Annotated in this window: 27 protein-coding genes; 16 read left to right on the top strand and 11 right to left on the bottom strand. The window is 68.7% G+C overall.

The genetic code is table 11. The annotated features are described in order from the left end of the window. Nucleotides 1-807: 807 nt before the first annotated feature. Nucleotides 808-1,752 carry a LysR family transcriptional regulator gene (locus HNP48_RS14060; protein WP_184857860.1) on the bottom strand — a complete coding sequence of 315 codons (945 nt, stop codon included), beginning with the start codon at nucleotides 1,750-1,752 and terminating at the stop codon, nucleotides 808-810. A 101-nt stretch (nucleotides 1,753-1,853) separates the two neighbouring features. On the opposite strand from HNP48_RS14060, the gene lysA reads away from it, so the two are divergent. Both lysA and HNP48_RS14050 read left to right on the top strand, forming a co-directional pair. Then, complete coding sequence (lysA, locus tag HNP48_RS14055) at nucleotides 1,854-3,101, top strand: diaminopimelate decarboxylase (RefSeq protein ID WP_184857858.1); 1,248 nt, start codon at nucleotides 1,854-1,856, stop codon at nucleotides 3,099-3,101. 504 nt (nucleotides 3,102-3,605) lie between these two features. Next, nucleotides 3,606-4,295 carry an N-acyl amino acid synthase FeeM domain-containing protein gene (locus tag HNP48_RS14050; RefSeq protein WP_184857857.1) on the top strand — a complete coding sequence of 230 codons (690 nt, stop codon included), beginning with the start codon at nucleotides 3,606-3,608 and terminating at the stop codon, nucleotides 4,293-4,295. Here HNP48_RS14050 and HNP48_RS14045 read toward each other — a convergent pair whose 3' ends face one another. The 4 genes from HNP48_RS14045 to HNP48_RS14030 form a co-directional block, all read right to left on the bottom strand. Then, complete coding sequence (locus HNP48_RS14045; RefSeq protein WP_184857855.1) at nucleotides 4,296-5,306, bottom strand: NAD(P)H-dependent glycerol-3-phosphate dehydrogenase; 1,011 nt, start codon at nucleotides 5,304-5,306, stop codon at nucleotides 4,296-4,298. It abuts the gene before it with no gap. A 49-nt stretch (nucleotides 5,307-5,355) separates the two neighbouring features. Then, nucleotides 5,356-5,814: a protein-export chaperone SecB gene (gene secB, locus HNP48_RS14040; RefSeq protein ID WP_007860332.1), complete on the bottom strand. Its 459-nt coding sequence runs from the start codon at nucleotides 5,812-5,814 to the stop codon at nucleotides 5,356-5,358. 121 nt (nucleotides 5,815-5,935) lie between these two features. After that, a complete protein-coding gene (grxC, locus tag HNP48_RS14035) occupies nucleotides 5,936-6,196 on the bottom strand; it encodes a glutaredoxin 3 (RefSeq protein WP_184857853.1) in 261 nt (86 codons plus the stop codon). Between the two features lie 85 nt (nucleotides 6,197-6,281). Further along, complete coding sequence (locus tag HNP48_RS14030) at nucleotides 6,282-6,689, bottom strand: rhodanese-like domain-containing protein (protein WP_184857851.1); 408 nt, start codon at nucleotides 6,687-6,689, stop codon at nucleotides 6,282-6,284. Nucleotides 6,690-6,762: 73 nt separating this feature from the next. On the opposite strand from HNP48_RS14030, the gene gpmA reads away from it, so the two are divergent. The 4 genes from gpmA (at nucleotide 6,763) to HNP48_RS14010 (ending at nucleotide 10,554) form a co-directional block, all read left to right on the top strand. Then, on the top strand, nucleotides 6,763-7,506 hold the full coding sequence (gpmA, locus tag HNP48_RS14025) for a 2,3-diphosphoglycerate-dependent phosphoglycerate mutase (RefSeq protein ID WP_184857849.1): 744 nt from the start codon (nucleotides 6,763-6,765) through the stop codon (nucleotides 7,504-7,506). A gap of 199 nt (nucleotides 7,507-7,705) precedes the next feature. After that, nucleotides 7,706-9,142 carry a S41 family peptidase gene (locus tag HNP48_RS14020; RefSeq protein ID WP_184857846.1) on the top strand — a complete coding sequence of 479 codons (1,437 nt, stop codon included), beginning with the start codon at nucleotides 7,706-7,708 and terminating at the stop codon, nucleotides 9,140-9,142. A gap of 133 nt (nucleotides 9,143-9,275) precedes the next feature. Then, entirely contained in the window at nucleotides 9,276-10,025 is a 750-nt protein-coding gene (locus tag HNP48_RS14015; protein ID WP_184857844.1) for a molybdopterin-synthase adenylyltransferase MoeB, read from the top strand. Between the two features lie 112 nt (nucleotides 10,026-10,137). After that, nucleotides 10,138-10,554 carry a response regulator gene (locus HNP48_RS14010; RefSeq protein ID WP_184857842.1) on the top strand — a complete coding sequence of 139 codons (417 nt, stop codon included), beginning with the start codon at nucleotides 10,138-10,140 and terminating at the stop codon, nucleotides 10,552-10,554. A 118-nt stretch (nucleotides 10,555-10,672) separates the two neighbouring features. Here HNP48_RS14010 and HNP48_RS14005 read toward each other — a convergent pair whose 3' ends face one another. Next, nucleotides 10,673-11,305, bottom strand: a complete 633-nt coding sequence (locus HNP48_RS14005) for a response regulator transcription factor (protein ID WP_184857840.1) — start codon at nucleotides 11,303-11,305, stop codon at nucleotides 10,673-10,675. Between the two features lie 126 nt (nucleotides 11,306-11,431). Here HNP48_RS14005 and HNP48_RS14000 point away from each other — a divergent pair, with 126 nt between their 5' ends. The 7 genes from HNP48_RS14000 (at nucleotide 11,432) to HNP48_RS13970 (ending at nucleotide 16,892) form a co-directional block, all read left to right on the top strand. Then, nucleotides 11,432-12,799 carry a CHASE3 domain-containing protein gene (locus tag HNP48_RS14000; protein ID WP_184857838.1) on the top strand — a complete coding sequence of 456 codons (1,368 nt, stop codon included), beginning with the start codon at nucleotides 11,432-11,434 and terminating at the stop codon, nucleotides 12,797-12,799. Between the two features lie 272 nt (nucleotides 12,800-13,071). Next, nucleotides 13,072-13,236 (top strand): DUF1328 domain-containing protein, encoded by a 165-nt coding sequence (locus HNP48_RS13995; protein WP_007860309.1) that lies wholly within the window; start codon nucleotides 13,072-13,074, stop codon nucleotides 13,234-13,236. A gap of 57 nt (nucleotides 13,237-13,293) precedes the next feature. After that, entirely contained in the window at nucleotides 13,294-13,686 is a 393-nt protein-coding gene (locus tag HNP48_RS13990) for a DUF883 family protein (RefSeq protein ID WP_184857835.1), read from the top strand. 43 nt (nucleotides 13,687-13,729) lie between these two features. Then, nucleotides 13,730-14,290: a bacterioferritin gene (locus HNP48_RS13985; RefSeq protein ID WP_184857833.1), complete on the top strand. Its 561-nt coding sequence runs from the start codon at nucleotides 13,730-13,732 to the stop codon at nucleotides 14,288-14,290. A gap of 111 nt (nucleotides 14,291-14,401) precedes the next feature. Next, the gene (locus HNP48_RS13980) at nucleotides 14,402-14,719 is read left to right on the top strand and encodes a BON domain-containing protein (protein WP_184857831.1); all 318 of its coding nucleotides are present in this window, start codon (nucleotides 14,402-14,404) and stop codon (nucleotides 14,717-14,719) included. A gap of 272 nt (nucleotides 14,720-14,991) precedes the next feature. Then, on the top strand, nucleotides 14,992-16,110 hold the full coding sequence (locus HNP48_RS13975; protein ID WP_184857829.1) for a putative zinc-binding metallopeptidase: 1,119 nt from the start codon (nucleotides 14,992-14,994) through the stop codon (nucleotides 16,108-16,110). Between the two features lie 44 nt (nucleotides 16,111-16,154). Next, nucleotides 16,155-16,892, top strand: coding sequence for an alpha/beta fold hydrolase (locus HNP48_RS13970; protein ID WP_260420224.1), 738 nt, complete (start codon nucleotides 16,155-16,157; stop codon nucleotides 16,890-16,892). Nucleotides 16,893-17,139: 247 nt separating this feature from the next. On the opposite strand, the gene coaD is transcribed toward HNP48_RS13970, so the two are convergent. From coaD to HNP48_RS13950, 4 genes are all read right to left on the bottom strand, one after another. Further along, nucleotides 17,140-17,643, bottom strand: a complete 504-nt coding sequence (gene coaD / locus HNP48_RS13965) for a pantetheine-phosphate adenylyltransferase (protein ID WP_184857824.1) — start codon at nucleotides 17,641-17,643, stop codon at nucleotides 17,140-17,142. 167 nt (nucleotides 17,644-17,810) lie between these two features. Then, a complete protein-coding gene (gene rsmD, locus HNP48_RS13960; protein WP_184857822.1) occupies nucleotides 17,811-18,518 on the bottom strand; it encodes a 16S rRNA (guanine(966)-N(2))-methyltransferase RsmD in 708 nt (235 codons plus the stop codon). Then, nucleotides 18,515-19,861 (bottom strand): pitrilysin family protein, encoded by a 1,347-nt coding sequence (locus HNP48_RS13955; protein WP_184857820.1) that lies wholly within the window; start codon nucleotides 19,859-19,861, stop codon nucleotides 18,515-18,517. The genes rsmD and HNP48_RS13955 overlap by 4 nt, the downstream gene beginning before the upstream one ends. 19 nt (nucleotides 19,862-19,880) lie before the next feature. Beyond that, a complete protein-coding gene (locus HNP48_RS13950) occupies nucleotides 19,881-21,350 on the bottom strand; it encodes a pitrilysin family protein (RefSeq protein WP_184857819.1) in 1,470 nt (489 codons plus the stop codon). Between the two features lie 27 nt (nucleotides 21,351-21,377). On the opposite strand from HNP48_RS13950, the gene ftsY reads away from it, so the two are divergent. Further along, a complete protein-coding gene (ftsY, locus tag HNP48_RS13945; protein WP_184857816.1) occupies nucleotides 21,378-22,709 on the top strand; it encodes a signal recognition particle-docking protein FtsY in 1,332 nt (443 codons plus the stop codon). Between the two features lie 272 nt (nucleotides 22,710-22,981). Further along, a complete protein-coding gene (locus tag HNP48_RS13940; protein ID WP_184857814.1) occupies nucleotides 22,982-24,850 on the top strand; it encodes a diguanylate cyclase domain-containing protein in 1,869 nt (622 codons plus the stop codon). Nucleotides 24,851-24,879: 29 nt separating this feature from the next. On the opposite strand, the gene HNP48_RS13935 is transcribed toward HNP48_RS13940, so the two are convergent. Continuing rightward, nucleotides 24,880-25,800, bottom strand: a complete 921-nt coding sequence (locus HNP48_RS13935) for a LysR family transcriptional regulator (protein WP_184857803.1) — start codon at nucleotides 25,798-25,800, stop codon at nucleotides 24,880-24,882. Between the two features lie 111 nt (nucleotides 25,801-25,911). Here HNP48_RS13935 and HNP48_RS13930 point away from each other — a divergent pair, with 111 nt between their 5' ends. Beyond that, nucleotides 25,912-26,781, top strand: a complete 870-nt coding sequence (locus HNP48_RS13930) for an NAD(P)H-binding protein (RefSeq protein ID WP_184857801.1) — start codon at nucleotides 25,912-25,914, stop codon at nucleotides 26,779-26,781. Nucleotides 26,782-26,786: the final 5 nt, after the last annotated feature.

The following is a 26,786-nucleotide window of genomic DNA, read 5'->3' as shown; positions in this document are numbered from 1 at the left end:
TGCCTGGTGATTGACCTGGCCAGCACGAACGCCGTCTAATGAAAAGTGTTCACCATGTCTCCGCACAGGTGTTCACCATGTCCCCGGTCTGTACATGCGCAAAAAGAAAGTAGGCAAAGAAACAGCGCCCCGCTGTCTGCGTCCCTGCGCTGCGCTACGGGCAACCTGCGATGCTCGGTCCTGGGGTGGCGTCGCGGAACTCGCTACGTTCTTCGAACTCCGCTCAAACATCCGCGACGAGCCAGATCACGAAGTGCGTGTGTCCTTCGGCACACGCACCCACCCCAGGCCCTGCGCTTCTCGGCGCAGCCAGAAGGGGTGGGGAGCGGGTACCACCCGGCTGCTGCTTTCGCAGCTGCGCCGGGTGTCGGTTACGCGCTGCGCGCTGCCGACGGGCTGGGCGTGATCGCTCTGGCAAGCCGAGCGCAGCGAAGGGCCACGCGGCCGAGCGAAGCAATGGCCCGTATGGGTATCCACCCCCTTCTGACCGTGCCGAGAAGCGCAGGGCCTGGGGTGAGCGCGTGCCGAAGGACACGCGCATCGTTGTCTGACTCACCGTGGATGTTTGAGCGAAGTTCGCCCGCAGGGGGAACGCAGCGAGTTCCACGGTGCACCCCAGGACCGAGCATCGCAGGCTGCCCCCTCGCCACCGGAGAGGGGGACACGGGCAGCGGGGCCGCCTTCTCTTTGGTGACTTTCTCTTGGCGGCCCAAGAGAAAGTTACTGCGCCGCCGGGCGCACATCCCGGCTCCCGCCCTCGGCAAAGACATGCAGCCACTAAAAGCAGCAGATCGGTCAAACGGGCCATCAAACCACCTGCCGGAGCCTGCCTTCCAGATCCACCACTTCCGCCTTCAAAGCCTCCACCATCCACCCCACCTCCTCCAACGCCGCCCGGTACAGAGGCAATACCAGGCTCACACTGAACGGCACCGAAAACCCCACCCTGCGCACCACCACACCCTGCCCCGCCACGGCCAGCGCCGTGAGCGGATTGACGATGGCAACCCCCAGCCCGCGCTGCACCATCGCGCACACCGCCACCGCGCTGTGCGTCTCCATGCGCATCTGCCGCGGCACACCAGCCTCGGCGAACAGGGCATCGATCTGGCGGCGGTAGGGATCGTCGGCCGAAAGGCTCACGAAGGGCTGATCCGCAAAGTCGGCCAGCTGCAGCACCGGCCGTGCAGCGAGCGCATGGCCCGCAGGCAGCACGGCCACCTCGTCCAGGCTCAGCAGCAGTTGCGAGCGCGTGCCGGGCGGGTGGGAGACCTGCTCGCTCAGGCCCATGTCGAAGCGCTGCGCCGTCATCCACTCTTCGAGCAAGGGCGGCTCCTGCGGCGTGACGGAAACCCGGGCGCCCGGGTGCGCCGCCAGCATGCGCGCAGCGGCCCCGGGCAGCAGGGCATGGGACAGCGCGGGCAGGCACAGCACCGACAGCGACTGCGCGGCATCGGCCGGGCGGCCCAGGGCCACGGCGCGGTCGACCACGCGGTCCAGGCCCTGCCAGGAGCGCTGCACCTCCTCCCACAGGGCCAGCGCCCGGGCGTGGGGGCGCAGACGGCCCTGCACGCGGTCGAACAGCGAGTAGCCGAGCAGCGATTCCAGGCGCGCCAGCTCGCGGCTCACCGTCGGCTGCGAGGTGTGCAGCAACTCCGCGGCCCCGGTGGCGCTGCCGGCGAGCATGACGGCGCGGAACACTTCGATGTGGCGGTGGCCGATCCGCGGGGCGGCATCTTCGGGGTAGGGCATGGCGCAAAGCATATCCAAAATGAATAGCTGCCGCAAAACAAGCATTGGACTGGATGACCAGGGGGCGGCATGATCGCGCCATTCCCTTCTGGAGCCTTGCAATGTCCAATCCCTTCTCCCCCGCTCAGCTGGCGTCCCTGGCCGCGCAGTTCGGCACCCCGCTGTGGGTCTACGACGCTGCCACCATCCGCCAGCGCATCGCCCAGGTGTCCAACTTCGACACCGTGCGCTTTGCGCAGAAGGCCTGCTCCAACATCCACATCCTGAAGCTCATGCGCGAGCAGGGCGTGAAGGTGGACGCGGTCTCGCGTGGCGAGATCCTGCGCGCGCTGGCGGCGGGCTACCAGGCCGGCGGCGAGCCCTCGGAGATCGTGTTCACGGCCGACCTGTTCGATGCCGACACCCTGGCCTGCGTGGTCGAGCACCGCGTGCCGGTGAATGCCGGCTCCATCGACATGCTGCACCAGCTGGGCGCCGTGTCGCCCGGCCACGCGGTGTGGCTGCGCATCAACCCCGGCTTTGGCCACGGCCACAGCAACAAGACCAACACCGGTGGCGAGCACAGCAAGCACGGCATCTGGCACACCGACCTGCCGGCCGCGCTGGCGGCCATCGCCCAGCACGGCCTCACGCTCACCGGCCTGCACATGCACATCGGCTCGGGCGTGGACTACAGCCACCTGGCCGAGGTCTGCGGCGCCATGGTGGAGCTGGTGCGCACCACCCATGCGGCCGGCCACGACCTGCATGCCATCTCGGCCGGCGGCGGCCTGTCCATCCCCTACCGCAGCGGCGATCCGGTGATCGACACGCAGCACTATTACGGCCTGTGGAACACGGCGCGCCAGCAGGCCGAGGCCATCGTGGGCCACAAGCTCGGGCTGGAGATCGAGCCCGGCCGCTTCCTGGTGGCCGAATCGGGCGTGCTGCTGGGCGAGGTGCGTGCCACCAAGAACGCCGGAGCCAACCACTTCGTGCTGGTGGACACGGGCTTCAACGAGCTCATGCGCCCCTCCATGTACGGCAGCTTCCACGCCATGGAAGTGCTGCGCAAGGATGGCGGCAGCGGCGCAATCACGCGCCCCACGGTGGTCGCAGGCCCGCTGTGCGAATCGGGCGACGTGTTCACCCAGGGCGACGGCGGCGTGGTGCTGCCGCGCGAACTGGCCGAGGCGCGCGTGGGCGACCTGCTGGTGATCCACGACACGGGTGCCTACGGCGCCTCCATGTCCTCCAACTACAACACGCGCCCGCTGATCGCCGAGGTGCTGGTCGATGGCGGCCAGGCGCGCCTGATCCGCCGCCGCCAGACGGTGGAACAGCTGCTCGCGCTCGAAGAAGGGCTGTGAAGAAGCCGGGGCTGCCGCATTCCCTGCACGGCCGGTAGGCTCGGGACTACGCAGGGGCACCGTGTTGGAGGACAGGCCGCAGCGGGTGGGGAACCTACAGTGAAGTCACTGGCTTCACAACCTCTTCACCCTTCAAGGAGATCACCATGCCCATCATTCTCTGGCTGCTCGGCGTACCCCTGTCCCTGATCCTGCTGCTCATGCTGTTCGGCGTGCTGTAAACCACCGCCGCAGCCACTCCCCGCCAAAGGGCGCTTGCCATGTGCAAGCGCCCTTTCATTTTTTTACCACTTGGTGTGTTTTTTCGCACATGGCGCGCGGCCTGTGCGCCGCTGGCGCCAGCGCCTGTGCCGCTGGTCGGCCGAGCCCCTTGTCGCACAAGACAAGGCCCTTGCACGGCGCTACGCTGGCCTTCCCTCCAACGAGCAAGCCACACAACAAGGCCCTGCTGGCCGCCGCCAGACACCGGGCACCTGTTGGAGGGATACCGAGAGGAGCGTGCACATGCCACACGAAGAGAGGACCATCGTCGAGCTGGGCTACCCGGGCGAGTACCTGAGCCGGCTGGGCTACACCGAGACCAAGACCTGCAAGATCCGCCTGTCGCGCAAGGGCCAGGGCGTGCTGGCGCGCATGTATGCCAGCCGGGGCTACAGCATGCAGGCCACGCTGGCGCACGACTTCGATCTGAGCAGCCTGGTGGTGCAGATCGACGGGCAACCCGCAGGCACCATCTCCGTGCGCCTGGACGACGGCCACCTGGCGGCCGAAGAGCAGTTCCCCGAGTTCATCGGCGACCTGCGCGGGCGCGGCGCCCGCATCTGCGAGATCGGCAAGCTCGCCATGGACCCGGGCGTGCGCTCCAAGCAAGTGCTGGGCGCCATTTTCCACATCGCCTTCATCGTGGCCTTCCGCGCGCGCCGTGCGACCGACATCGTGATCGAGGTGAACCCGCGCCACGCCGCGTTCTACATGCGCATGCTGCGCTTCGACCCGGTGGGCTCGGCGCGCATGTGCCAGCGCGTGGGCGCCCCGGCCGTGCTGCTGCACATGGAGGGCGCCAAGGGGCGCCGCCTGATCGACGAATTCGGCGGCCGGCCCGACCTGTCGGCGCAGGAGCGCAGCTTCTACCCCTACTTCTTCCACCCGGACGACGAAGAGGGGCTGCTGCGCCGCCTGTCGGCCGGCAGTTGATCAGGCTTCTTCGCGGGGACCTCGGCCCATGAGTTGGGCCACCGCCTCGGCAGGCTGCAGCCGGCCATCGAGCAGGGCCACGGCGGCCTCGGTGATGGGCATGTCCACGCCCAGCAGGCGGGCGCGCTGCGCCACCGTGCGGGCGCTGTACACGCCCTCGGCCACGTGGCCCAGCGATTCGACCGCCTGCGCCAGGGTCTGGCCCTGGGCCAGCAGCATGCCCACGCGGCGGTTGCGCGAAAGGTCGCCCGTGGCCGTGAGCACCAGGTCGCCCAGGCCCGACAGGCCCATGAAGGTATCGGCCCGCGCGCCCAGGGCCAGGCCCAGGCGCGTCATCTCGGCCAGGCCGCGCGTGACGAGCGCGGCGCGGGCGTTCAGCCCCAGTTCCAGCCCATCGCACAGGCCGGTGGCAATGGCCAGCACGTTCTTCACGGCCCCGCCCACCTCGACACCGACGATGTCTTCGTTGGCGTAGACGCGCACACTGGGGCTGTGGAAGGCCGCCACCAGCGCATCGCGCACGCGGGCGTGCTCGCTGGCCGCCACCAGGGCCGTGGGCTGGCCGCAGGCAACCTCCTGGGCAAAGCTCGGGCCGCTCAGGGCGCCGGCGAGCAGGCCGGGCGCCACCTCGGCGCACACCTCGTGCGCCAGCAGGCCGAAACGGCCCTCCTGGGCGCCGGCCACGGATTCAAAGCCCTTGCACAGCCAGGCCACTGGGGCCGGGCAGCCCTGCAGGGACTGCAGCATGCCGCGCAGCGCCGACATGGGCGTGGCCACGATGACCAGGTCGGCCGCCAACGCCAGCGCCACGGGGTCGCCACCGGCCAGCACCAGTGCGGGCGGAAAGGCCAAGCCTGGCAGGTAGCGCGCGTTCTCACGCCCGGCCTGCATGGCCGCCAGTTGGCCGGCATCGCGCGCCCAGAGCGTGACGGCATGACCGGCGGGGTTCTGCGCGGCGCTCATGGCCACGGCAGAGCCCCAGGCGCCTGCGCCCAGAACAAGGATTTTCATAGGGGGATCAAAGGGCGGGGACGGCATGCTGCGTCCCCGCGAACCACGCTTATTGCGTGATGATGGGCGACGGATTGCCCGCGGCCTGGGCTTGCTGCTGCTCGAACATGGCCTGGAAGTTGATTTCGGCCAGGTGCACGGGCGGGAAGCCGGCGCGGTTGATCAGGTCGGCCACGTTGCCGCGCAGGTAGGGGTACACGATCTGTGGGCAGGCGATGCCCATGATGGCGCCCATCTGGTCTTCAGGGATGTTGCGGATCTCGAAGATGCCGGCCTGCTTGGCTTCGACCAGGAACACGGTCTTGTCCTTGACCTTGGTCTGCACCGTGGCGGTCACGGCCACTTCGAAGATGCCTTCGGCCACGGGAGTGGCTTCCACGCCCAGCTGGATGTCCACGCTGGGTTGTTCCTGCTCCAGCAGGATGCCGGGCGAGTTCGGTTGCTCGAGCGACATGTCCTTGAGGTAGACGCGCTGGATCTGGAAAACGGGATTCTCTTGGTCGGCCATGGTTGAAAAGTCTCTTTCGCTCAAACAACGAGCTGGTGACAAAACGAAACCCGCCGGGGAAAGGCTCCCGCAGCGGGCACATGGGGCTGCATTATGCAGCGCCCGGAAACCGGCAGGCCGGTTACTGCGCGCCCAGCAGTGGCATGAGGCCGCCACGGCCGTCCAGTGCCACCAGGTCGTCGTGGCCGCCCACATGGGTGTCGCCGATGAAGATCTGCGGCACGGTGCGCCGGCCGGTGATCTCCATCATGGTGGTGCGGGCGGCGGGGTCCATGTCGACACGGATCTCCTCGATCTGCTCCACGCCCTTGGACTTGAGGATCTGCTTGGCACGGATGCAGTAGGGGCAGACAGCGGTGGTGTACATCTTCACGGGTTGCATGGAGGCATCTTTCGTAGGGGGCAGCGGCTGCAGGCGCGATGGAGGGAGTGGCGCCAGGCGCCCACTCCCGTCATGTCGGGGCGTCTCAGGCCTTTTCAACGGGCATGCTGGCTTCGCGCCAGGCCTTGAGGCCGCCGGCCAGGGCCTGCACGTTCTCGTAGCCGAGCTTCTTGGCGATGCCCACGGCGCGGTTGGCGCGCGCACCCGTGGCGCATACCAACACCAGCGGCAGGGCCTTGTTCTTCACCGTGGTGGGCAGGCGCTCTTCGAGCTGGTTCAGCGGGATGTTCTTGGCACCGCCCACATGGCCGGCGGCGAACTCCTCGGTCTCGCACACGTCGATGACGACCGCCTTTTCGCGGTTCATGAGCTGCACGGCACCGGCGGGCGAGAGCGTGCCGGCCCCGGCATTCTTGATCATGGGCCACAGCAGCATGGTGCCCGAGGCCAGAGCGACGAAGACCAGGTACCAGTTGTCGATAATGAATTTCACAGGGGATTCCTTGGGTTGGCGAACCGCGCAATTCTAAAATGTATGGTTTTGACCCGCCTCTCCTAGGGAAACCATGCACAAACTCGTACTGATCCGCCACGGCGAATCCACCTGGAACCTCGAAAACCGCTTCACCGGCTGGACCGACGTGGACCTCACCGCGACCGGCGTGGACCAGGCCAAGAATGCCGGCCGCCTGCTCAAGGCCGAGGGCTACGAGTTCGACGTGGCCTATACCAGCGTGCTCAAGCGCGCCACGCGCACGCTGTGGCACACCCTGGACGAGATGGACCGCACCTGGCTGCCCGTGGTGCACAGCTGGCGCCTGAACGAGCGCCACTACGGCGCCCTGCAGGGCCTGAACAAGGCCGACATGGCCAAGCAGTATGGCGACGCGCAGGTGCTGGTCTGGCGCCGCAGCTACGACACCCCGCCACCGGCGCTGGAAGCCACCGACCCGCGCAGCGAGCGCAGCGACCTGCGCTACGCCCGCCTGGATGCCGGCCAGGTGCCGCTGACCGAGTGCCTGAAGGACACCGTGGCACGCGTGCTGCCTTTCTGGAACGAATCCATCGCCCCGGCCATCCAGGGCGGCAAGCGCGTGGTCGTGGCGGCGCACGGCAACTCCATCCGCGCCCTGGTCAAGTACCTGGACAACATCTCCGACGACGAAATCGTGGGCCTCAATATTCCCAACGGGATTCCACTGGTATATGAGCTCGACGAGAACCTGAAACCCATCCGCCACTACTATCTGGGTGACGCGGAAGCTGCGGCCAAGGCCGCAGCGGCAGTGGCTTCGCAAGGCAAGGCATAGAAATCGGCGTAAAGGGTGGGTAAAGCCCGCCAATTACCCCCTTCCAACCTGCGAAAGCGAGTCCCGGCGCGGAACTGCGGCGGGTGGGGCCCTTCTAAGAAGCATTCCGGCGCCTTTTTGAGACGCATGTTTTCACACGCATGTAAAAAAGGCTTCGGACCAGCTTCCCAGGTGTATATTGATGCGGTAAAGGTGTTCTATGGGCCACAAACTCAAAATAGCAGGATGGGTGTCGGTAGGTGTGGTGGCTGGTGCATTGACCACGGTGTCACTGCAGACCGTCGCGCGCGGCGCCATGACCCCTCTGCCGCTGGAAGAGATCCAGCAGCTGTCGGCCGTCTTCGGCCTGGTCAAGACCGACTACGTCGAGCCGGTCGATGACAAGAAGCTCATCACCGATGCCATCTCCGGCATGGTGGCCAGCCTGGACCCGCATTCCCAGTATTTCGACAAGAAGTCCTTCAAGGAATTCCGCGAAGGCACCTCGGGCCGCTTCGTGGGCGTGGGCATCGAGATCACCCAGGAAGACGGGCTGATCAAGGTCGTCTCCCCCATCGAAGGCTCGCCCGCCTTCCGCGCGGGCCTGAAGCCCAACGACCTGATCACCCAGATCGACGAGACCGCCGTCAAGGGCCTGGCCCTGAACGACGCCGTCAAGCGCATGCGCGGCGAGCCCAACACCAAGGTCACGCTCACCATCTTCCGCAAGGACGAGAGCCGCACCTTCCCGGTGACCATCACGCGCGAAGAGATCAAGACCCAGTCCGTCAAGGGCAAGGTGATCGAGCCCGGTTACGCCTGGATCCGCCTGTCGCAGTTCCAGGAACGCACGGTGGACGATTTCGTGCGCAAGATCGAAGAGATCTACAAGCAGGACCCCAACGTCAAGGGCCTGGTGCTCGACCTGCGCAACGACCCGGGCGGCCTGCTGGATGCGGCCGTCGCCATCTCGGCCGCCTTCCTGCCCGAGAACGTCACCGTGGTCACCACCAACGGCCAGCTGGCCGAGAGCAAGTCCACCTACAAGGCCGCGCCCGAGTACTACCAGCGCCGCAGCGGCGGCGACCCGCTGCGCCGCCTGCCCGCCGCCATCAAGTCGGTCCCCATGGTGGTGCTGGTCAACGAAGGCTCGGCCTCGGCCAGCGAGATCGTGGCCGGCGCACTGCAGGACCACAAGCGCGCCACCATCATGGGCAGCCAGACCTTCGGCAAGGGCTCGGTGCAGACCGTGCGCCCCCTGGGCCCGGACACCGGCATCAAGCTGACCACGGCACGCTACTACACGCCCAGCGGCAAGTCGATCCAGGCCAAGGGCATCGTGCCCGATGTGATGATCGACGAGTCCGAAGAGGGCAACGTCTTCGCTGCCCTGCGCATGCGCGAGGCCGACCTGGACAAGCACCTGGGCAGCGGCCAGGGCGAGGAAAAGAAGGACGCCGCCCGTGAAAAGGCGCGCGAAGAGGCCCGCAAGCGCCTGGAAGAGGAAGCCAAGAAGCCGGCTGCCGACCGCAAGGCGCCCGAGTTTGGCACCGACAAGGACTTCCAGCTGGTGCAGGCCCTGAACCAGCTCAAGGGCCGCCCCGTGCTGGTCAGCAAGACGCTGACCGAGCGCAAGGAAGAAAAGAAGGAAAACTGACCGAAGGCGCCTCGCGCCCCCAGGTTTGCCCCCTAGAGGCCGGATTCCCCAGGGAGTCCGGCCTTTTTCACGCCTGCCTCCGCCATGCCGCAATCTCCCGCACAATCGCAGCCCAAGCTCTCGCACCCCGCCCATGACCGATGACCAGCTCCTGCGCTACTCGCGCCACATCCTGCTCGACGAGATCGGCATCGAAGGCCAGGAACGCGTGCTGGCGGCGCACGCCGTCATCATCGGCGCCGGCGGCCTGGGCTCGCCGGCGGCGCTGTACCTGGGCTCGGCCGGCGTCGGGCGCATCACGCTGGTGGACGACGACACGGTAGACCTGACCAACCTGCAGCGCCAGATCGCCCACACCACGGAGCGCGTGGGCCAGCCCAAGGTGCAGTCGGCCGCTCAGGCCGTGGCGGCCATCAACCCCGAGGCCCGGGTCCAGACCCTGCAGGCCCGTGCCGATGCCGCCCTGCTCGACCAGCTGTTGCCCGGAGCCACGGTGGTGCTGGACTGCAGCGACAACTACGCCACGCGCCATGCGGTCAACGCCGCCTGCGTGCGCCACGGCGTGCCGCTGGTGGCCGGGGCGGCGATCCGCTTCGACGGGCAGATCACGGTGGTCGACCCGCGCAACCCCCGGGCCCCCTGCTACGCCTGCATCTTCCCGCCCGAGGCCGAGTTCGAAGAAGTCAGCTGCGCACTCATGGGCGTGTTCGCGCCCCTGGTGGGCATCGTCGGGGCCATGCAGGCGGCCGAGGCCCTGAAGCTGATCACCGGCGTGGGCCCCACCCTGGCCGGGCGGCTGATGATGCTGGACGGCCGCTCGATGGAATGGAGCACCATGCACGTGGAGCGCGCGCCCGGATGTAGCGTGTGCGCATCACCGTAGGAGCACTCCTACGCCGCCTGCGCGCAGCCGCTGTCAGAATGGCAGCCACGCTTCGGTTAAATTCAGAACCAGGCCCGGGTTTGCTCGCACCGGCCATTGTTTGGATCAGGTAGTGAAACTGCGCACGTACATCGTTGAAGACAATGCCACCATCCGGGAGAACCTCATCGGTACCCTGGAAGAGCTGGCGTCTGTCGAAGCGGTGGGTGTGGCCGAAACCGAGGACGAGGGCAAGGGCTGGCTCACCGGCCACCAGGAGCAATGGGACTTGGCCATCGTGGACCTGTTCCTGCGCCAGGGCAGCGGCCTGGGTGTGCTGGCCGCCTGCCGTGACCGCCGCCCCCACCAGAAGATGGTGGTGCTGAGCAACTATGCCACGCCCGACATCCGCATGCGCTGCGCCCAGCTGGGTGTGGATGCGGTGTTCGACAAATCCAACGAAATCGATGCCCTGGTGGACTACTGCATAGAGCATGGCAGCGTACACCCCGCTTCTGTCGACCGCATCCCCGTGCGCGGCAGCCATTGAGTGCGCTGGCGCTGCGCCAGCCTGCCCGTTTCCCCCAATGAAGAACCGCGCCCGCCTGCGCAGGGCCACCCTGGCATGGCCGTCCGGGCGGGCCTGCCGCCGGCAGGCCACGCCCGTATCAATCGATGAGGCGGTTTTTCAGCGCGTAGTAGGTGAGGTCGCTGTTGGACGACAGGCTCATCTTTTCCATCAGGCGCGTGCGGTAGGTGCTCACTGTCTTCACGCTCAGCGACAGCGACTTGGCGATATCGCCCGCCGTCTCACCCTTGGCCAGCTTGAGGAACACCTGGAACTCGCGCTCGGACAGCTGCTCGTGCGGCGGCGCGTCGTCCTTGCGGTTGAGCTGCTGGGCCAGCAGGTCGGCCACGGCGGGCGTGAGGTAGCGCTTGCCCAGGGCGATGATGCGGATGGCCTCCACGATCTCTGCGGGATCGCACTCCTTGTTGAGGTAGCCGCTGGCCCCCTGGCGTATCAGGTTGATGGCGTAATGCTCTTCGGGGTAGCCGCTGAGGATCAGAATCCCCATGTCCGGCGCCTTGGCACGCAGCATGGCCAGCGCGTCCAGGCCGCTCTGGCCCGGCATGGACAGGTCCATCAGCAGCACATCGATTTCATGGGTGCGCACCAGGTCGATGGCTTCACGGCCGTTGGCGGCCTCGCCCTCCACGCGCAGGTCCACATGCTCGGACAGGAACTGGCGCAGTCCGGAGCGAACAATTGCATGGTCATCCACAATGCCGATCTTGATCATTGAGCGTTCTTTCGGGGAGGGGACAAGCGCCCGCTCCCAATTTTTGTTGAATGCACCTGCACTGCGATCCCCGTCTCCAGGGCAGTGCCGTGGGCCGGTCTGTGGCCATTATCCAGAATAACGCCTATGAATTTGCATGAGATCGCCAGGGACTTGCTGCCCAAAGTCCGCAAGATGGCCCTGAGCCTGCCCATGGCGCTGCTCGCGGCCCTGGTGCTGGTGGGCATCAACGAGGTCGGTCACATGCGCTCGCAGGACGCCGTCACCCACATGGCGCACGGCCAGGTGACGCACGGGGCCCTCAATCGCCTGCTGCAGAGCATGCTGGACGCCGAGACCGGCCAGCGTGGCTACCTGCTGACCGGAGACGACCGCTACCTGGAGCCCTATGACAAGGCGCTGGCCAGCGTGCAGCAGGACCTGGACAACCTGCGCAACCAGTTCCTCGACTCGCCCGACGACATGCAGGAGCTGTCGCTGCTGTCGCGCCAGATCTCGCGCAAGCTCGCCGAGATGGAGCTCAGCCTCAAGCTGCGCCGCCAGGGCAACGAAGACGCCTGGAAGTTCATCCTGCACACCGACGTGGGCATGGAGAACATGCAGGCCATCCGCAAGCACGCCCAGGCCCTCATCGACCGCAGCTCCATCGTCGTCAAGCAGGGGCAGGCCCAGGTGCTGCGCTCGCTCATGCTCTCGCGCATCGGCATCGCCACGGTCACTGCCATCGGCTTGCTGGCCTTCTTCATGTACCTGCGCCAGGCCACCGCCCTGCAGGAGTTCAGCCTGCGCGAGCAGCTGCTGCTGGAACGCGAGCGCGACCGGCTCGAAGGCCTGGTGCGCGAGCGCACGGCCACCCTGTCCGAGCTCGCCAGCCACCTGCAGCAGGTGCGCGAGGACGAACGCGGCCACCTGGCGCGCGAGCTGCACGACGAACTGGGCGCCCTGCTCACGGCCGCCAAGCTCGACGTAGCGCGCCTCAAATCCAAGATCGACACCCAGGTGCCCGAGATCGCCGAGCGCCTGCGCCATCTGACCGAAACCCTCAACAGCGGCATCGCGCTCAAGCGCCGCATCATCGAGGACCTGCGCCCCTCGTCCCTGTCCAATCTGGGGCTCACGGCCGCCATCGAGATCCTCGCGCGCGAGTACGGCGAGCGTGCCGGCATCGAGGTCGAAACCAGCCTGGAGCCGGTGCAACTGCCCGAGCCCACCCAGCTCACCGTCTACCGCCTGGTGCAGGAGTCGCTCACCAACATCGGCAAGTACGCCAAGGCGCAAAAGGTGCTGGTCTCCGTGCACAGCCACCCCAAGCATGTGGCGGTGCAGGTGCGCGACGATGGCCAGGGCTTCGATCCGGCCAGCGTCAGCCCCTCGTCCCATGGCCTGGCCGGCATGCGCCACCGCGTGGAAGCCGCCGGCGGGCGCCTGACCATCACCTCGCGGCCGGGCAACGGCGCGCTGGTCTCGGCCATCCTGCCGCTGCTGCAGCACTGAGGGCCCGGCCTGCCCCCCCCGGGCGGCAGGCCCTTTCCCCTCGCCATTCGCGCGAGCCTCCACACAGCCCTGCCAGGGACCGGGCAGGCAGCAGCCTGCCTGTCACCATCCAGCAAGCCCCCGTCCTACACGGCCGGCGTCCGGCCACCGACACAGGGGCGCGCCGGCCACCGGCATTCCCCGCGGCACCCCCCACCTACATTGGAGTCAAGCGCTGACGAGAGCAGCGCGACACGACCCGCCGGACCTTCCGGCCCCAATGGAGAAAGCACATGTTGCACTACGCCGTCGTCTTCCTGGTCATCGCACTGATCGCAGCCATTTTCGGCTTCGGCGGCATTGCCGCAGGTGCTGTGGGCATCGCCAAGATCCTGTTCTTCGTGTTCGTGATCATGGCCGTCGTCACCTTCGTCATGGGCCTGCTGCGAAGGGGCTGAGCCCCTTGGCGCCAGAGCCGGCCGACCCTCCCACCGTCTACACCCAGGAGTGACCCAATGACCATCCAATCCGCCACCAACAAGGTTGCCCAAGGAGCCCGATCCCTTGCCGACGACGTGCTGCAAAGCGCCCAGGATGCGGTGCAAAGCACGCGCAGCGTCGCCAACGGTTCGCTGGACAAGGCCGAAAGCACGGTGCGCGCACTGCGCCGCGAGGCCGACCCCGCCATCGACGACCTGGCCGCCCGCGCCCAGGCACTGGCCTCGCGCAGCATCGACTACGCGGCCGACGCCAGCGCCCGTGCCCGCCGCCAAGTGCAGGAAGTCGCCGACGCCACCAGCAAGTACGTGGCCGAGCAGCCGGGCAAGTCCATCCTCATCGCAGCCGGTGTCGGCGCGCTGACTGCGAGCCTGGTCCTGATGGCATCGCGCCGCCGTGGCAGCTATTGATTCTGGCAAGCAGCAAAAAACCACCTCCCCACCAGGCAAAGCCATGAACGACAAGAGAGCCCCCGAGCACGATGACCACCAGCGCACCCTGGTGCTGGACGGCCATGCCCTGCAGGCCGCCGCCACCAGCCACCTGGACGAGGGCGCGGTCACCCCGGCCTTTGCCGAGCACCGCGACGACATCATCGCCCTGCTTAACGACGCCCTGGCCACCGAACTGGTCTGCGTGCTGCGCTACAAGCGCCACCACTTCACGGCGCACGGCCTGTCTTCGCCCGCCATCGCCAGCGAGTTCATGGTGCATGCCAATGAAGAAGCCGGCCACGCCGACCAGATCGCACGGCGCATCGTGCAGCTCGGCGGCGAACCGGACTTCGCCCCCGACAGCCTGAGCGCGCGCAGCCATGCGGACTACGACACCTCATCGGACCTCAAGGCCATGGTGCGTGCCAACCTGGTGGCCGAGCGCATTGCCGTGGAGGCCTACCGCCAGATGATCAGCCTGATCGGCGACAAGGACCCCACGACGCGCCGCATGCTCGAAGGCATCCTGGCCGACGAGGAAGAGCATGCCGACGAACTCAAGGACCTGCTCGAACAGTAGGCCGCAAGCCAACCCAACCCACAGCCATCCGGTCATGGAGGGTGCAAAAGACCGCCTGGCTGACATTCCCACAGCACCCGCGTTCCCAAAACCACTGAAGAAGGAAAAACCATGAAATACGCACGTGCCCTCGCCTTTGCCGCTGTTGCCGGCATGACCATCGTCACCGCCACCGGCTGCTCGGTGGCGCGCGACCAGCAGACCGTCGGCGCCTATGTGGACGATGCCGGCATCACCACCGCCGTCAAGGCCAAGATGGCCGAGGACAAGACCGTGTCGGCCACCTCGATCAGCGTGGAAACGCTCAACGGCACGGTGCAGCTGTCGGGCTTCGCCAAGTCGGCCGCCGAAAAGAACCAGGCCGAGAACATCGCGCGCAACACCAAGCATGTGCGCGAAGTGCGCAACAGCATCGTGGTCCGTCCGTGATAGAGGGCACCCCCTGAGGCGCTGCGCGCCTTCACCCCTCTCTCTCCTCGCTGCGCGAGTCGGGAGGGGGACGCCCCCGGTGCGGCGGGGCGGCCCTTGCACGGGGGCACTGGTATTTGGCCGCGCCAGTTGCCAGCGGTCCGTTCAAACTGCAGGTTCCTGCTTTTGCAGGGCCTGCTTTTTGCCATTGCGGCATGCGTAAAAGCCCGATTTGCATGGGCGCCCGGCCCTTGCATACACTTTCGCGCAGCATCCCGGTTTAAGCTCACCACATGCGGGTTTTCAATTGCGACCACTGCGGTCACCTGGTGTTTTTCGACAGCGTGCAGTGCCTGCACTGCGGCAGCGCGCTGGCCTTTTTGCCCGACGAGCTCACCATGGCCGCCCTCACGCCCGCCCCGCAGGACGGCCCCGACCTGTGGCGCCGCCTGGGCCCGCGGGATGCGACCCAGTACGGGGGCCGGCTCTACCGCCTGTGTTGCAACCACACCGAGCACGAGGCCTGCAATTTCGCCGTGCCATCGAGCGACTATTCCGAGCTGTGCGTCTCCTGCCGCCAGACGCGCATCCTGCCCGACCTGTCCGACCCGGCCAACCTGCGCCGCTGGAAGCAGATCGAAGCGGCCAAACGCCAGCTGTTCTATACGCTGGCGCGCCTGGGTCTGGAGCCGGTTCCGGGCCGGGCGGGGCCGGTCTTCGAGTTCCTGGCCGACCTGCCCGGCGGCCCCGCCATCCTCACCGGCCACCAGGGGGGCACCATCACCCTCAATGTGGCCGAGGCCGACGATGACGAGCGCGCGCGCCGGCGCATCGCGCTCGGGGAGCCCTACCGCACCCTCATCGGCCACCTGCGCCACGAGTCCGGCCACTTCTACTGGGACCAGCTGGTGCGCGAAGGCGACCGGCTGGAGGCTTTTCGCAGCCTGTTCGGCGATGAGCGCCAGGACTATGCCGCCGCGCTCGACGCGCACTACGCCCGGGGAGGCAGTGGCAATGACTGGTTCCTGAACCACGTCAGCGCCTATGCGGCCGCCCACCCCTGGGAAGACTGGGCCGAGACCTGGGCCCACTACCTGCACATGGTCGACCTGCTGGAAACCGCCGCCAGCTACCAGACCGCCGTGACCGTGCCCGACCCCCACATGGCGCTGCGCCACCACGTGACCGACCCGTTTGCCACCAGCCACCCCGACTTCCAGGACATGGTGCGCCAATGGGTGCCGCTGACGCTCATGCTCAACAGCCTGAACCGCAGCCTGGGGCAGGACGACGCCTACCCGTTTGCGCTGTCCTCCGGGGCCATGGTCAAGCTGCGCTTCGTGCACGACCTGGTGCAGGGCGTGCAGCCCACACCCGCCGACCCGGCGCAGCCGCTGGCCAGCGCGGTATAAGCAGCCTCTTCTCCTTGGCAAGCCTTCCCCCGATGACCGATTCCATGACCACGAACCCACCGCCCACCCCTGCCCCCCAACTGCTGCTGATCCCCGGGCTGGCAGGCGATGCGACGATGTGGCGCTTCCAGCGCGAGGCCCTGCCCGCGGCCCTGCGGCCGGAGGTGACCGACGTGCACACCCGCCCCGAGGCCACCACCGTGCAGAAGATGGCCGCCCTGCTGCTGGAACGCTACAGCGGGCCGCTGCTGCTGTGCGGTGCATCCATGGGCGGCATGGTGGCGATGGAGGCGGCCCGCCAGGCGCCGGGGCGTGTGCTCGGGCTGGCGCTGCTGGGCACCAGCGCCCGGCCGGAAACCTCCGAGATGCAGGCCCTGCGCGAAGCCGCGATCGAACTCTTCGAGCAAGGCCGCGTGCGCGAGGTGATCGAGCCCAATGTGGCCTTCGCCTTCCACCCCAGCGGCGCTGCGCGGGTCGACCTGGTGCAGGACTACCTCGATTTCGTGCTGCGCGCCGGTGCCGAACAGCTGGTGCGGCAAAACCGCGCCGTGATCACACGCCCCGACGCACGGCTGCACCTGCCCGCCGTGCAATGCCCCGTGCTGGTGGTCTGCGGCGAGGCGGACCAACTCACGCCGCTGGCCTGCTCCGAGGAGATCGCGGGCCTGGTGCCGGGCGCGCAGTTCGAGGTCGTGGCCGATTGCGGCCACATGCTCACCATGGAACGGCCCGAGGTGGTCAACGCGCTGCTCATCCAGTGGCTGCAGCGCTGGACGGGGTGAGCATCCCCCTGAGTCGCTTCGCGCCTCAGTGCGTCCGCCAGAAGCGGCCGCTCTTTGGGCTCGTCCAAGCCTGCGCAGGCAGGCTTGGAGCCGCGGCCCTCAGCCCCTTCTCTCGAATGGCTACGCCATTCGGGAAGGGGGACACCGCCAGCGCGGCGGGGCGGCCCTTGCGCGGCGGTCCTGGCTTGCGCAGCGCACCGTTCAAAGGTTCGCCGGTGACGCAAGCGCCGGCCGCAAACCGGCCAGATCAGGGCTGGGGCGCCAGGCTGCGCACCTTGATCGCCAGCCGCTCCTCCACCGAGGGCGAGACGAACTTGGTCACCTCGCCGCCGAGCACCGCGATCTCGCGCACGAAGGTGCTGCTGATGAACTGGTACTTGTCGCTGGGGGTCAGGAACACGGTTTCCACCTGGGGCATGAGGCTGCGGTTCATGCCGGCGAGCTGGAATTCGTAGTCGAAGTCGGTCACGGCGCGCAGGCCGCGCACCATGGCCTTGCCGCCGCGCGAGACCACGAAGTCGCGCAGCAGGCCCGAAAAACTCTCCACCTGCACCTGGGGGTAGGCCTTGACCGCCTCGCGCACCATGTCGATGCGCTCGTCCAGGCTGAACAGGGTCTTCTTGTGGTGGCCCGCAGCCACGGCAACGATCACGCGTTCGAACAGCTGGGTGGCTCTGCGCACCACGTCTTCGTGGCCCAGGGTGATGGGGTCGAAGGTTCCGGGATAGACGGCGAGCACGTTCTGGGCCATGGCGGGTTGTCTCCTGTACGGCGAAATGGGCACGGGGCCCCGGCCTCTTGTGGGCCTGCCGGGCCGCTCTTGGCCGCATTATGCAGTGCACTGCAACATGGAGTTTTTCCGCCCCGCGGTACCCGACCCCGCCGCCGGCGCGCCGGGGCGCGAACGAACGAACCCGCTCAGCCCGTCGTGCCGCCGGCCGCAGGCCGCAGCAGGTGGGCATGCACGGCCCCCGCCTTGAGGTGGCGGTAGACCGTGAGCCCGCAGGCGGCCAGGCCCTCGTCGGTCCAGGCGACGGGTGCCTCCAGGTAGACATAGCCGCTGGCCGCCACGGCCTGGGCCGCGGCCTGCAGGGCCGGCTCGAACAGTTGGCCGTCGAACGGCGGGTCGATCAGCACCAGGTCCAGGCTGGCCGGTGCGGCCTGGCGCAGCGCCGCAACGCCATCGCCGCGCTGCACGCGCACGGCCTTGGCGTCCAGGCGCTGCTGCAAGGTGTTGAGCTGGGCCACCAGCGCGGCGTCGCTCTCCACCAGCTGCACGGCCGCGGCGCCGCGCGAGGCGGCTTCCAGGCCCAGGGCGCCGGTGCCGGCAAAAGCGTCCAGGCAACGCCAGCCCGCCAGGTCCTGGCCCAGCCAATTGAACAGGGTCTCGCGCACGCGGTCGGGCGTGGGGCGCAGGCCCGGGCGCTGGGCCACAGGCAGGCGCGTGCGCTTCCACTGCCCGCCAATGATGCGGATCTCGCCCGCGCCCTTGGGGGCCGCCACGGCGGCCTTGTCCTTGGCACCCGCCTTGGCGCCGGCCTTGGGCGCAGGCGCTGCGGCGGCCGCGGCCTGGGACTTGCGGATCTCGGCGCTGATGGCACCGCCGCGCAGGGTCGAGCGGCTCATGGCTTGCCCCCGACCACCACGGTCACCATGCGCTCGGGCTGCAGCTTGCGCTGCATGGCGGCGCGGATGTCGGCCACGGTGAGCGCATCGACGCGCTGCGTCCAGCGGTCCAGGTAGTCCAGGGGCAGGTCGTTCCAGGCGATGTTGGCCACATTGCCCAGCAGCTTCTTGTTGCTGTCGATGCGCAGCGCGAAGCCGCCGATCAGGTTGTCCTTGGCGGCGCGCAGCTCGGCCTCGGTCGGGCCTTCGGCGACAAAACGGGCCAGCACGTCGCGCGAGACCTTCACGGCCTGGGCCGCCTGGTCGGGGCGCGTCTGCAGGCCCACCGTGAAGGCACCGGCATGCAGGCCGCCCGCAAAGTAGCTGTAGACGCTGTAGCTCAGGCCGCGCTTTTCGCGCACCTCCTCGGTCAGGCGCGAGACAAAGCCGCCGCCGCCCAGGATGTGGTTGCCCACCAGCAGCGCGATGAAGTCGGGGTCACGGCGTGGAAAGCCGGGCTGGCCGATCAGCACATGCGCCTGCGCCGAGGCGAAGGGGATGTTCTTCTCCTCGGGCGCCGTCAGCGCGGCGATCTCGCCCACGGCGGGCAGGGGCGCGCAGGCCGCCGCGGCGGGCAGGCGCGCCAGCAGCGTGGCCACCAGGGTCTGGGCCTGGGCGCGCGTGACCGCGCCCACGATGCTCACCTTGGCACGGCAGGCGGCGATGGTGCTGGCGTGGAAGGCCTGCATGTCGGCCACGCTGATGCGCGCCAGCGTCTCCTGCGTGGTGCGCACGCCATAGGGGTGGCTGCCGTAGACCGCGGCGCCAAAGGTCTTTTCGGCCACGGTGGCAGGGCGCGTGTCCGACTCCTTGATGCTCGCGCTCCAGCGCGCGCGGTCGCGCGCCCAGATGTCGGCCGGCCAGCTCGGCTCGGCGATCTGGCGTGCCGCCAGGCGCGCGGCCTTGTCCAGCAGCGCCGCATCGGTCAGCGAGCGCAGCGAGAAGTGCATGGCATCGCTGTCGGCGCTGGCTTCGAAGCTCGCACCCAGGTCGGCCCAGGCCTCGCCCAGGGCGTTTTCGTCGAGCGCGGGCTCTGCGCCCTGCCCCTTCACGCCCTTGGAGGCCATGGACGCGGTGGCGCTGGCCAGGCCAGCCTGCCCGGCCGGGTCACGGCGGCTGCCGGCGTCGAAGTCGATCTGCACGTCCACCATGGGGATGACCGGGCTTTCCACCAGCCAGACGCGGGCGCCGCTCGGCTCCGTCCAGTGCTGGATGGGCAGCAGGGCCCAGGCCGAGCCACAGTAGAACAGCGCGCTGCTGCTGGCCAGCACGGTGCCGACCGCCAGTTTCTTGAAATTGATCATGAGCGGGAGACTTCTAAGTTCAATGGCGGGCGGCACCGGCCTTGGGGGCCGGGCGGGGGCGGGGGGCGTCGAGCGGCTGCGGCAGCAGCGTGGCCACGGTGAGCTGGTCGTCGCCAAAATACTTGGCGGCCACGGCCTGCACCTGGGCCGGCGTGACGCTGCGCATCAGGTCGAGCAGGCGCTCTTCCGCGTCGAGTGGGAAACCCTGCACCCAGTTGCTGCCCAATTCCTGCGCCTGGCTGTGGACCGAATCGCGCTCGTAGACGTTGGAGGCGATCCACTGCGTCTTCACACGCTCCAGTTCCGCCTGGCTCACGCCATCACGCGCCACGCGCGCCACCTCGGCGCGCAGGCCCTCCTCGACTTGCTGGGAGGTCTTGCCCTCCGCCGGGATGCCGGTGAACATGAACAGCGCCGGCCCACGCCCGGTGAGCATGGCCGAGGCCCCCACGCTGTCGGCCACGCGGTTCTCGCCCTGGCTCAGCGCGCGCTCCAGGCGTGCGCCGTCATAACCGCTGAACACGGCCGACAGCATCAACAGGGCCAGCGCCTCGGTGTCGGGCTCCTTGAGGTCCTGCAGGCGCTCCAGCGCCGGCACGCGGAAGGCCAGCGCCACATAGCCCTGTTCGGCCGGCGCCTTCACCGCAATGCGGCGCAGGCCCTGCTGGGGCGGCTCCACGCGCGGCTTGCGCACGGGCAGCGCATGCGTGGGCAGCTTGCCATAGTATTTCTCGGCCAGGGCGCGCACCTTGGCCGGGTCCACGTCGCCGGCCACCACCACCACGGCATTCGTGGGGGTGTACCACTGGCGGTAGAAGGCGCGCGCGTCGTCCGGCGTCATGGCATCGAGGTCGCTCATCCAGCCCACGATGGGGCGGCGGTAGGGCGAGGCAGTGAAGATGGCAGCAAACAGCTGCTCGGCCAGCACGGCGCGCGGCTGGTCCTCGGTGCGCATGCGGCGCTCCTCCTTGACCACCTCGATTTCCTTCTTGAACTCGGCGTCCGGCCACTGGTTGTTGGCGAAGCGGTCGGACTCGAGGCGCATCACGTCTTCCAGCCGGTTGGCCGGAATCTGCTGGTAGTAGCCCGTGTAGTCGCGGCTGGTGAAGGCGTTCTCGCGCCCGCCCAGGGCCGCCACGCGGCGCGAGAAGTCGCCCGGCGGCACGGTCTTGGAGCCCTTGAACATCATGTGTTCGAGCACATGGGCCACGCCCGAGGTGCCGTCCACCTCGTCCATGGAGCCCACGCGCACCCAGACCATGTGCACGGCCGTGGGCGCACGGTGGTCGGGCTGCACGATGAGCTGCATGCCGTTGGCCAGCGTGAACTGCTGCGCCCCGGAGGCCGTGGCACGCGGCCCGGCCGGGGTCGGCGCCGCGGCGGTTTTGCCTGCGACAGACGGGGAATCGGACGCCGAAGGCACCACCGCGGTGGTGGCCCCGGCACTGAGGCAGGCCATCAGGCCCAGTAGGGTGAAAGCGCGTTTCATAGAATGGGTGATTCTAAGAACCCTGCAATGTTCAGTTTTTTCAAGAAAAAACCCTCCGATTCGCCCACCCCGGCCGATGAAACCGCCTCTGGCACCCCGCCCGCAGCGCCTGCTGCAGGCGCCCCGGCGACCCCGCCACCCGCGCCCGCCGTCCCCGGTTTTGGCTGGCTGCGCAACCCCTTCGGCAGCAAGACCGCCGAGCCCGCGCCGCCGGTAGCACCCGAAGTGGCGGCGCCTGTCGCCCCGGCACCGCCGCCGTTCGCCGCCCCTGTGCACGCGCCTGCGCCAGTTCCTGCGGCCCCCGCCCCCTGGGCGCCCCCGCCCCCAGCACCGGCCCCCGCCATCCCCGCGCCGGTCCCGGTGGCCGCCCCGGTCTTCGCGCCTGCGCCCGTGCCGGTGGCACCGGCCCCTGCCCCCGCAATGGCGCCGCCCCCCGCTCCCGCCGTCCCGGCGGCGGTGGAGCGCAAGGGCTGGCTCGACCGCCTCAAGCTCGGCCTGCGCAAGACCGGCACCAGCATCGCCACGGTGTTCACGGGCACGCAGATCGACGACGCCCTGTACGAGGAGCTTGAAGAGGCCCTGCTCATGGCCGATACCGGCGTGAAGGCCACAGAGCACCTGCTGACCGACCTCAAGCGCCGTGTGAAGGAGGCCAAGGCCACCGACCCCGCCCAGGTCAAAGGCCTGCTGGCCGAGGCCCTGGCGGACCTGCTGCGCCCGCTGGAGAAATCCCTGGTCATCGGCCAGTACACGCCCACCGTGATCATGGTGGCGGGCGTCAACGGCGCGGGCAAGACCACTTCCATTGGCAAGCTCACCCGCCACCTCTCGGGCGAAGGCGCGGCCGTGCTGCTGGCGGCGGCCGACACCTTCCGCGCGGCGGCGCGCGAGCAGTTGGGCGTCTGGGCCGACCGCAACACCGTGGAAATCGTGAGCCAGGAAGGCGGCGACCCGTCGGCTGTGAGCTTTGACGCCGTGACCGCCGGCAAGGCCCGCGGCAAGGACGTGGTGCTGGTGGACACCGCCGGCCGCCTGCCCACGCAGCTGCACCTGATGGAGGAGCTCAAGAAGATCCGCCGCGTGGTGACCAAGGCCGACGCCACGGCCCCGCACGAGGTGCTGCTGGTGATCGATGGCAACACGGGCCAGAACGCCCTGGCCCAGGTGCGCGCCTTCGACGATGCGCTGCAGCTCACCGGCCTCATCGTCACCAAGCTCGATGGCACGGCCAAGGGCGGGGTGCTGGCCGCCATCGCGCAGGAGCGCCCGATCCCCGTGTACTTCATCGGCGTGGGCGAGAAGCTCGAAGACCTGGAAACCTTCAACGCGCGCGAATTTGCCCAGGCGCTGCTGGCCTAAGAGACTGAGAATATTTCGTCCATGCCCGCCTTGCACGCCACAATGCCCCGGCTCTTCGTTGCAAATGCTCGCCATAGCCCGAGCTATGGCTGTGCTTTGCGCCTAGATCCGGAGCGTTGTGACGCGCCTTTCGGGCACGGCCAAAAAATTCTCAGCCTCTGAGCGCCGCGGCGCCCACAGCCGGATGGCGGAAAACCCGGCCAAAATAGCATTTACCGCCGGCAGCAATTGCCACATGATGGAACTTCGCTCACGGGCTGCGGGGAGGTTCCTTGTTCGTCGAACTGGTCAAGGGTGCGGCGCTGCTGCTGGCCCTGTGCTTTCTGCACGGGGCCAACATGCGCCTGTGGCGCCGGCATCCACGGGTGGGCAAGGCCTTCTCGGGGCTGATCTTCGGCGGCATCTGCATCGTGGGCATGCTCTCGCCCCTGACCATCTCCCCAGGCGTCATCATCGATGCGCGTTCCGTGGTGCTGTGCATGGCGGGCCTGTTCGGCGGCACCACCGTGGCGCTGATCGCCGGGGTCCTGTCGGCCGGCTGGCGCCTGTGGCTGGGGGGCGCGGGCGCCCTGGTCGGGGTGCTGAGCATCACCACCTGCGTGGCCGCCGGCCTGGCCTACCGCTACGCGCGCCACCGCTGGCGCCTGGGCGTGGGCATCTGGCCGCTGCTGGTGTTCGGCCTGTTGCTGCACCTGGCGGTGGTGGGGTTGTTCCAGGCGCTGCCCGCCGAGGTGGCGGCACGCATCAACGAGACCGTGGCCGTGCCCTACCTGATGATCTTTCCGGTGGCCACCGCCCTGCTGGGCGTGCTGCTGCGCGACGTGGAGCAACGCCAGGCCACCGACCTCGCCCTGGCGGGCAGCGCGGCCCGCCTGCGCGCCATCACCCAGGCGATTCCCGATGCGCTGGTGGTGCTGGACGCCCAGGGCCGCTGCATGGAGCTGTTCTCGCGCGACGATGGTGTGCATGCCGCAGGGGCGCCGCAGCGTGTGGGGCAGCGCATGCACGACATGCTTCCCTTTGGTGAAGCCCAACGGCTGGTGCAGCTGCTGCAGGACACGCTGGCCTCGGGCACGCCACACAAGCTCGAATACACGGTGTACACCCCTTCGGGCATCCGCTACTTCGAAGGGCGGGTGCAATCCCTGGGCACGCAGGTAAATGGCCAGGCCGCCGTGCTCTTCCTGGCGCGTGACATCACCGAGCGCTGGCAGGCCCAGCAGGCGCTGCACGAGTCGGAGCTGCGCTTTCGCTCGCTGCTGCTGGGCATTCCCTCGGTGTCGGTGCAGGGCTACCGGGCCGACGGCACCACGACCTACTGGAACAAGGCCTCGGAGGAGCTCTACGGCTACACCGAGCAGGAGGCCCTGGGCAAGAACCTGCTGGAGCTCATCATCCCCGAGCCCATGCACGAGGCCGTGGCGACCCATGTCGCGCACATGTTCAGCTCGGGCGAGCCCATCCCTGCGGGCGAGCTGCGCCTCAAGCGCAAGGACGGCTCGCCGGTGGATGTGTTCTCCAGCCACGCCTACGTGAACGTGCCGGGCCAGGAGCCGGAGATGTTCTGCATCGACATCGACATCTCCCGGCGCAAGGCCGCCGAGGAGGAGGCGCGCCGCCTGGCCCTGTACGACACGCTCACCCAACTCCCCAACCGGCGCCTGCTGACCGACCGGCTCGAGCAGGTGATGGCAGCCAGCAGCCGCAGCGGCCAGATCGCCGCCACCCTGTTCGTCGACCTGGACCATTTCAAGGCCTTGAACGACAGCCGCGGCCATGCTGTGGGCGACCTGCTGCTGCGCGAGGTGGCCCTGCGCCTGCGCGCCTGCGTGCGCGAGCAGGACACCGTGGCCCGCCTGGGGGGCGACGAGTTCATCGTGCTGCTGCAAAGCCTGGGCCAGGACCCCGCCGAGGCCACCAGCAAGGCGCGCACGGTGGGCGAGAGCATGCTGGCCGCACTGCGCGCGCCCTATGAGCTGGGCGGGCAGCCCTACCACTGCGAGGCCAGCATCGGGGTGAGCCTGGTGTCCGGACACAGCCAGACGGTGGACGAGGTGCTGCGCCAGGCCGACAACGCGATGTACCAGGCCAAGACCATGGGGCGCAACCGGCTGCACGTGTACCTGGCGGATGCGGGCTGAGCGCCGCCCTGCGCGCCCCCAAGCCGCTCTCAGGGCTCCCCGGTCTGCACCACGCCCACGACGAACCTCAGGAAGGCCTGCACCTTGGCAGGCGCCTGGTGGCGCGAGGGGGTGATGGCGTGCAGCGGAAAGCGCTCGTCCGGCCAGTCGGGAAACAGCTCCACCAGTTGCCCCGCGTCGAGCAGCGCGCGGGTGCCAAAGTCCATGACCTGCGCGATGCCATAGCCCGCCAGGCAGGTGCTCAGCAAGGTGCCGGCGTCGTTGACGACCAGCCGGCCATCGGTAGGCACCTGCAGGCGCTGGCGCCTGCGGTGGAACTCCCACGGGAAGGGCCTGCCGCTCGCTGAATCGCGAAAGTCGATGCAGGCATGCCCCTCCTGCGCAATGGCCTGGGGCGTGGCGGGCCGGCCGCGGCGCGCCAGGTAGGCCGGCGCGGCCACCGTGAGGATGCGCGTGTCCAGCAGCTTGCGCGCGACCAGGGTCGAGGCCGGCAGGTGGCCAAAGCGCACGGCCAGGTCGAAGCCATCGGCCACCATGTCGCCCAGCTGGTCGCGCGTGACCAGGTCGAGTGTGAGCTGCGGGTGCAGGGCCAGGAACTCCCCCAGCCGCGGCCCCAGCGCCATGCGCGAGAAGAACGGGTCGAGCTGCACCCGCAGGCGCCCGCGCACGCTGGTGCGCCCGGCCTGCGCCGCGTGGGCAGCGTCCTCCAGCCCCGCCAGCAGCGGCAGCACCTGCGCATGGAAGCGCCGCCCCTCCTCGGTGAGGCTGACCACGCGCGTCGTGCGGTCGAACAGGCGCACCCCGAGCCGCTGCTCCAGCCGGGCCACGGCGCGGCTGACGCCCGACTGCGACATGTCCAGCTGCTCGCCTGCCGCCGCAAAGCTGCCCGCGTCCGCGATGGCGGTGAAGACACCCAGGCCTGCAAGCAGGCGTTCGTCAAATCCAGGCATGCATGCCTTCCAGTCATGGATCAAATGCCACCCATGCTATCGCTGAAACGGTCCATCGTTCGCAGAATTCGCCCGGCGGCAATCGGCCGCGGAGTTTCAAGGAGCATGAACATGTTTGCCATTACCGCCATCACAGGCCAGGTGGGGGGCGCCCTGGCGCGCACGCTGCTGGCGCAGGGCCAGCCCGTCCGGGCCATCGTGCGCGACCCGGCCAAGGCCGCTGCCTGGGCCGCCAGAGGGTGCCAGACGGCACTGGCCGACATGGCGGACGCAGCGGCGCTGGCCCGGGCGTTCAGCGGCTGCGAGGGAGTCTTCGTCCTGCTGCCGCCGCAGTTCGATCCGTCCCCCGGGTTTCCCGAGTCGCGCGCCGCCATCGCCGCCCTGCGCAGCGCGCTGCACGAGGCCCGGCCCGCGCGGGCGGTGGTGCTGTCCACCGTGGGCGCGCAGGCGCCAGAGCCCAACCTGCTCAACCAGCTCGGCCTGCTGGAGCAAGCACTCGCCGACCTGCCCCTGGCCGTCACCGTGCTGCGGCCGGCCTGGTTTCTGGAGAACCTGCAGTGGGACATCGCTGCCGCCCGCGGGCACGGCACATTGCCCTGCTACCTGCAGCCACTGGAGCGGCCCATTCCCATGGTCTCCACCGAAGACGTCGGGCGGACCGCCGCCGAACTGCTGACCGAGCGCTCTGCCGGCCGGCGTGTCGTGGAACTGGAAGGCCCGGCCGCCGTCTCGCCACGGGACATCGCCCAGGCCCTGGCCGAGCGGCTGGGCCGCCCGGTGCACGCGCAGGCCGTACCGCGCGGCACGTGGGAGGCCGGGTTCCGCGCCCAGGGCATGCGCCACCCCGGGCCCCGCATGCAGATGCTCGACGGGTTCAACGCCGGCTGGCTGCGCTTCGAGGGCACGCCGCGCCGGGGCCAGGTCAGCCTGCAGCAGGTGGTGCAGCGCCTGCTGCCAGAGCGCCCGGTGGCGGCGCAGTGAGCGGG

It is taken from the genome of Acidovorax soli, from assembly GCF_014207955.1.
Classification (GTDB): domain Bacteria; phylum Pseudomonadota; class Gammaproteobacteria; order Burkholderiales; family Burkholderiaceae_C; genus Acidovorax; species Acidovorax soli_A.
The sequence above is the reverse complement of the archived record's forward strand: the minus strand, read 5'-3'. Positions and strand labels throughout refer to the sequence as shown.

What these genes read in the sequence shown, in the direction of transcription:
- HNP48_RS13975 (WP_184857829.1), top strand. Translation starts at nt 14,992, where the DNA reads ATGCGGGTTTTCAATTGCGACCACTGCGGTCACCTGGTGTTTTTCGAC.
- HNP48_RS13930 (WP_184857801.1), top strand. Translation starts at nt 25,912, where the DNA reads ATGTTTGCCATTACCGCCATCACAGGCCAGGTGGGGGGCGCCCTGGCG.
- secB (WP_007860332.1), bottom strand. Translation starts at nt 5,814, where the DNA reads ATGGCCGACCAAGAGAATCCCGTTTTCCAGATCCAGCGCGTCTACCTC.
- HNP48_RS13935 (WP_184857803.1), bottom strand. Translation starts at nt 25,800, where the DNA reads ATGCCTGGATTTGACGAACGCCTGCTTGCAGGCCTGGGTGTCTTCACC.
- HNP48_RS14020 (WP_184857846.1), top strand. Translation starts at nt 7,706, where the DNA reads ATGGGCCACAAACTCAAAATAGCAGGATGGGTGTCGGTAGGTGTGGTG.
- rsmD (WP_184857822.1), bottom strand. Translation starts at nt 18,518, where the DNA reads ATGAGCCGCTCGACCCTGCGCGGCGGTGCCATCAGCGCCGAGATCCGC.
- HNP48_RS14045 (WP_184857855.1), bottom strand. Translation starts at nt 5,306, where the DNA reads ATGAAAATCCTTGTTCTGGGCGCAGGCGCCTGGGGCTCTGCCGTGGCC.
- HNP48_RS13970 (WP_260420224.1), top strand. Translation starts at nt 16,155, where the DNA reads ATGACCACGAACCCACCGCCCACCCCTGCCCCCCAACTGCTGCTGATC.
- lysA (WP_184857858.1), top strand. Translation starts at nt 1,854, where the DNA reads ATGTCCAATCCCTTCTCCCCCGCTCAGCTGGCGTCCCTGGCCGCGCAG.
- HNP48_RS13985 (WP_184857833.1), top strand. Translation starts at nt 13,730, where the DNA reads ATGAACGACAAGAGAGCCCCCGAGCACGATGACCACCAGCGCACCCTG.
- HNP48_RS13980 (WP_184857831.1), top strand. Translation starts at nt 14,402, where the DNA reads ATGAAATACGCACGTGCCCTCGCCTTTGCCGCTGTTGCCGGCATGACC.
- ftsY (WP_184857816.1), top strand. Translation starts at nt 21,378, where the DNA reads ATGTTCAGTTTTTTCAAGAAAAAACCCTCCGATTCGCCCACCCCGGCC.
- HNP48_RS13950 (WP_184857819.1), bottom strand. Translation starts at nt 21,350, where the DNA reads ATGAAACGCGCTTTCACCCTACTGGGCCTGATGGCCTGCCTCAGTGCC.
- HNP48_RS13955 (WP_184857820.1), bottom strand. Translation starts at nt 19,861, where the DNA reads ATGATCAATTTCAAGAAACTGGCGGTCGGCACCGTGCTGGCCAGCAGC.
- HNP48_RS14000 (WP_184857838.1), top strand. Translation starts at nt 11,432, where the DNA reads ATGAATTTGCATGAGATCGCCAGGGACTTGCTGCCCAAAGTCCGCAAG.
- HNP48_RS14050 (WP_184857857.1), top strand. Translation starts at nt 3,606, where the DNA reads ATGCCACACGAAGAGAGGACCATCGTCGAGCTGGGCTACCCGGGCGAG.
- HNP48_RS13990 (WP_184857835.1), top strand. Translation starts at nt 13,294, where the DNA reads ATGACCATCCAATCCGCCACCAACAAGGTTGCCCAAGGAGCCCGATCC.
- HNP48_RS14015 (WP_184857844.1), top strand. Translation starts at nt 9,276, where the DNA reads ATGACCGATGACCAGCTCCTGCGCTACTCGCGCCACATCCTGCTCGAC.
- HNP48_RS13995 (WP_007860309.1), top strand. Translation starts at nt 13,072, where the DNA reads ATGTTGCACTACGCCGTCGTCTTCCTGGTCATCGCACTGATCGCAGCC.
- HNP48_RS14005 (WP_184857840.1), bottom strand. Translation starts at nt 11,305, where the DNA reads ATGATCAAGATCGGCATTGTGGATGACCATGCAATTGTTCGCTCCGGA.
- coaD (WP_184857824.1), bottom strand. Translation starts at nt 17,643, where the DNA reads ATGGCCCAGAACGTGCTCGCCGTCTATCCCGGAACCTTCGACCCCATC.
- gpmA (WP_184857849.1), top strand. Translation starts at nt 6,763, where the DNA reads ATGCACAAACTCGTACTGATCCGCCACGGCGAATCCACCTGGAACCTC.
- HNP48_RS14060 (WP_184857860.1), bottom strand. Translation starts at nt 1,752, where the DNA reads ATGCCCTACCCCGAAGATGCCGCCCCGCGGATCGGCCACCGCCACATC.
- grxC (WP_184857853.1), bottom strand. Translation starts at nt 6,196, where the DNA reads ATGCAACCCGTGAAGATGTACACCACCGCTGTCTGCCCCTACTGCATC.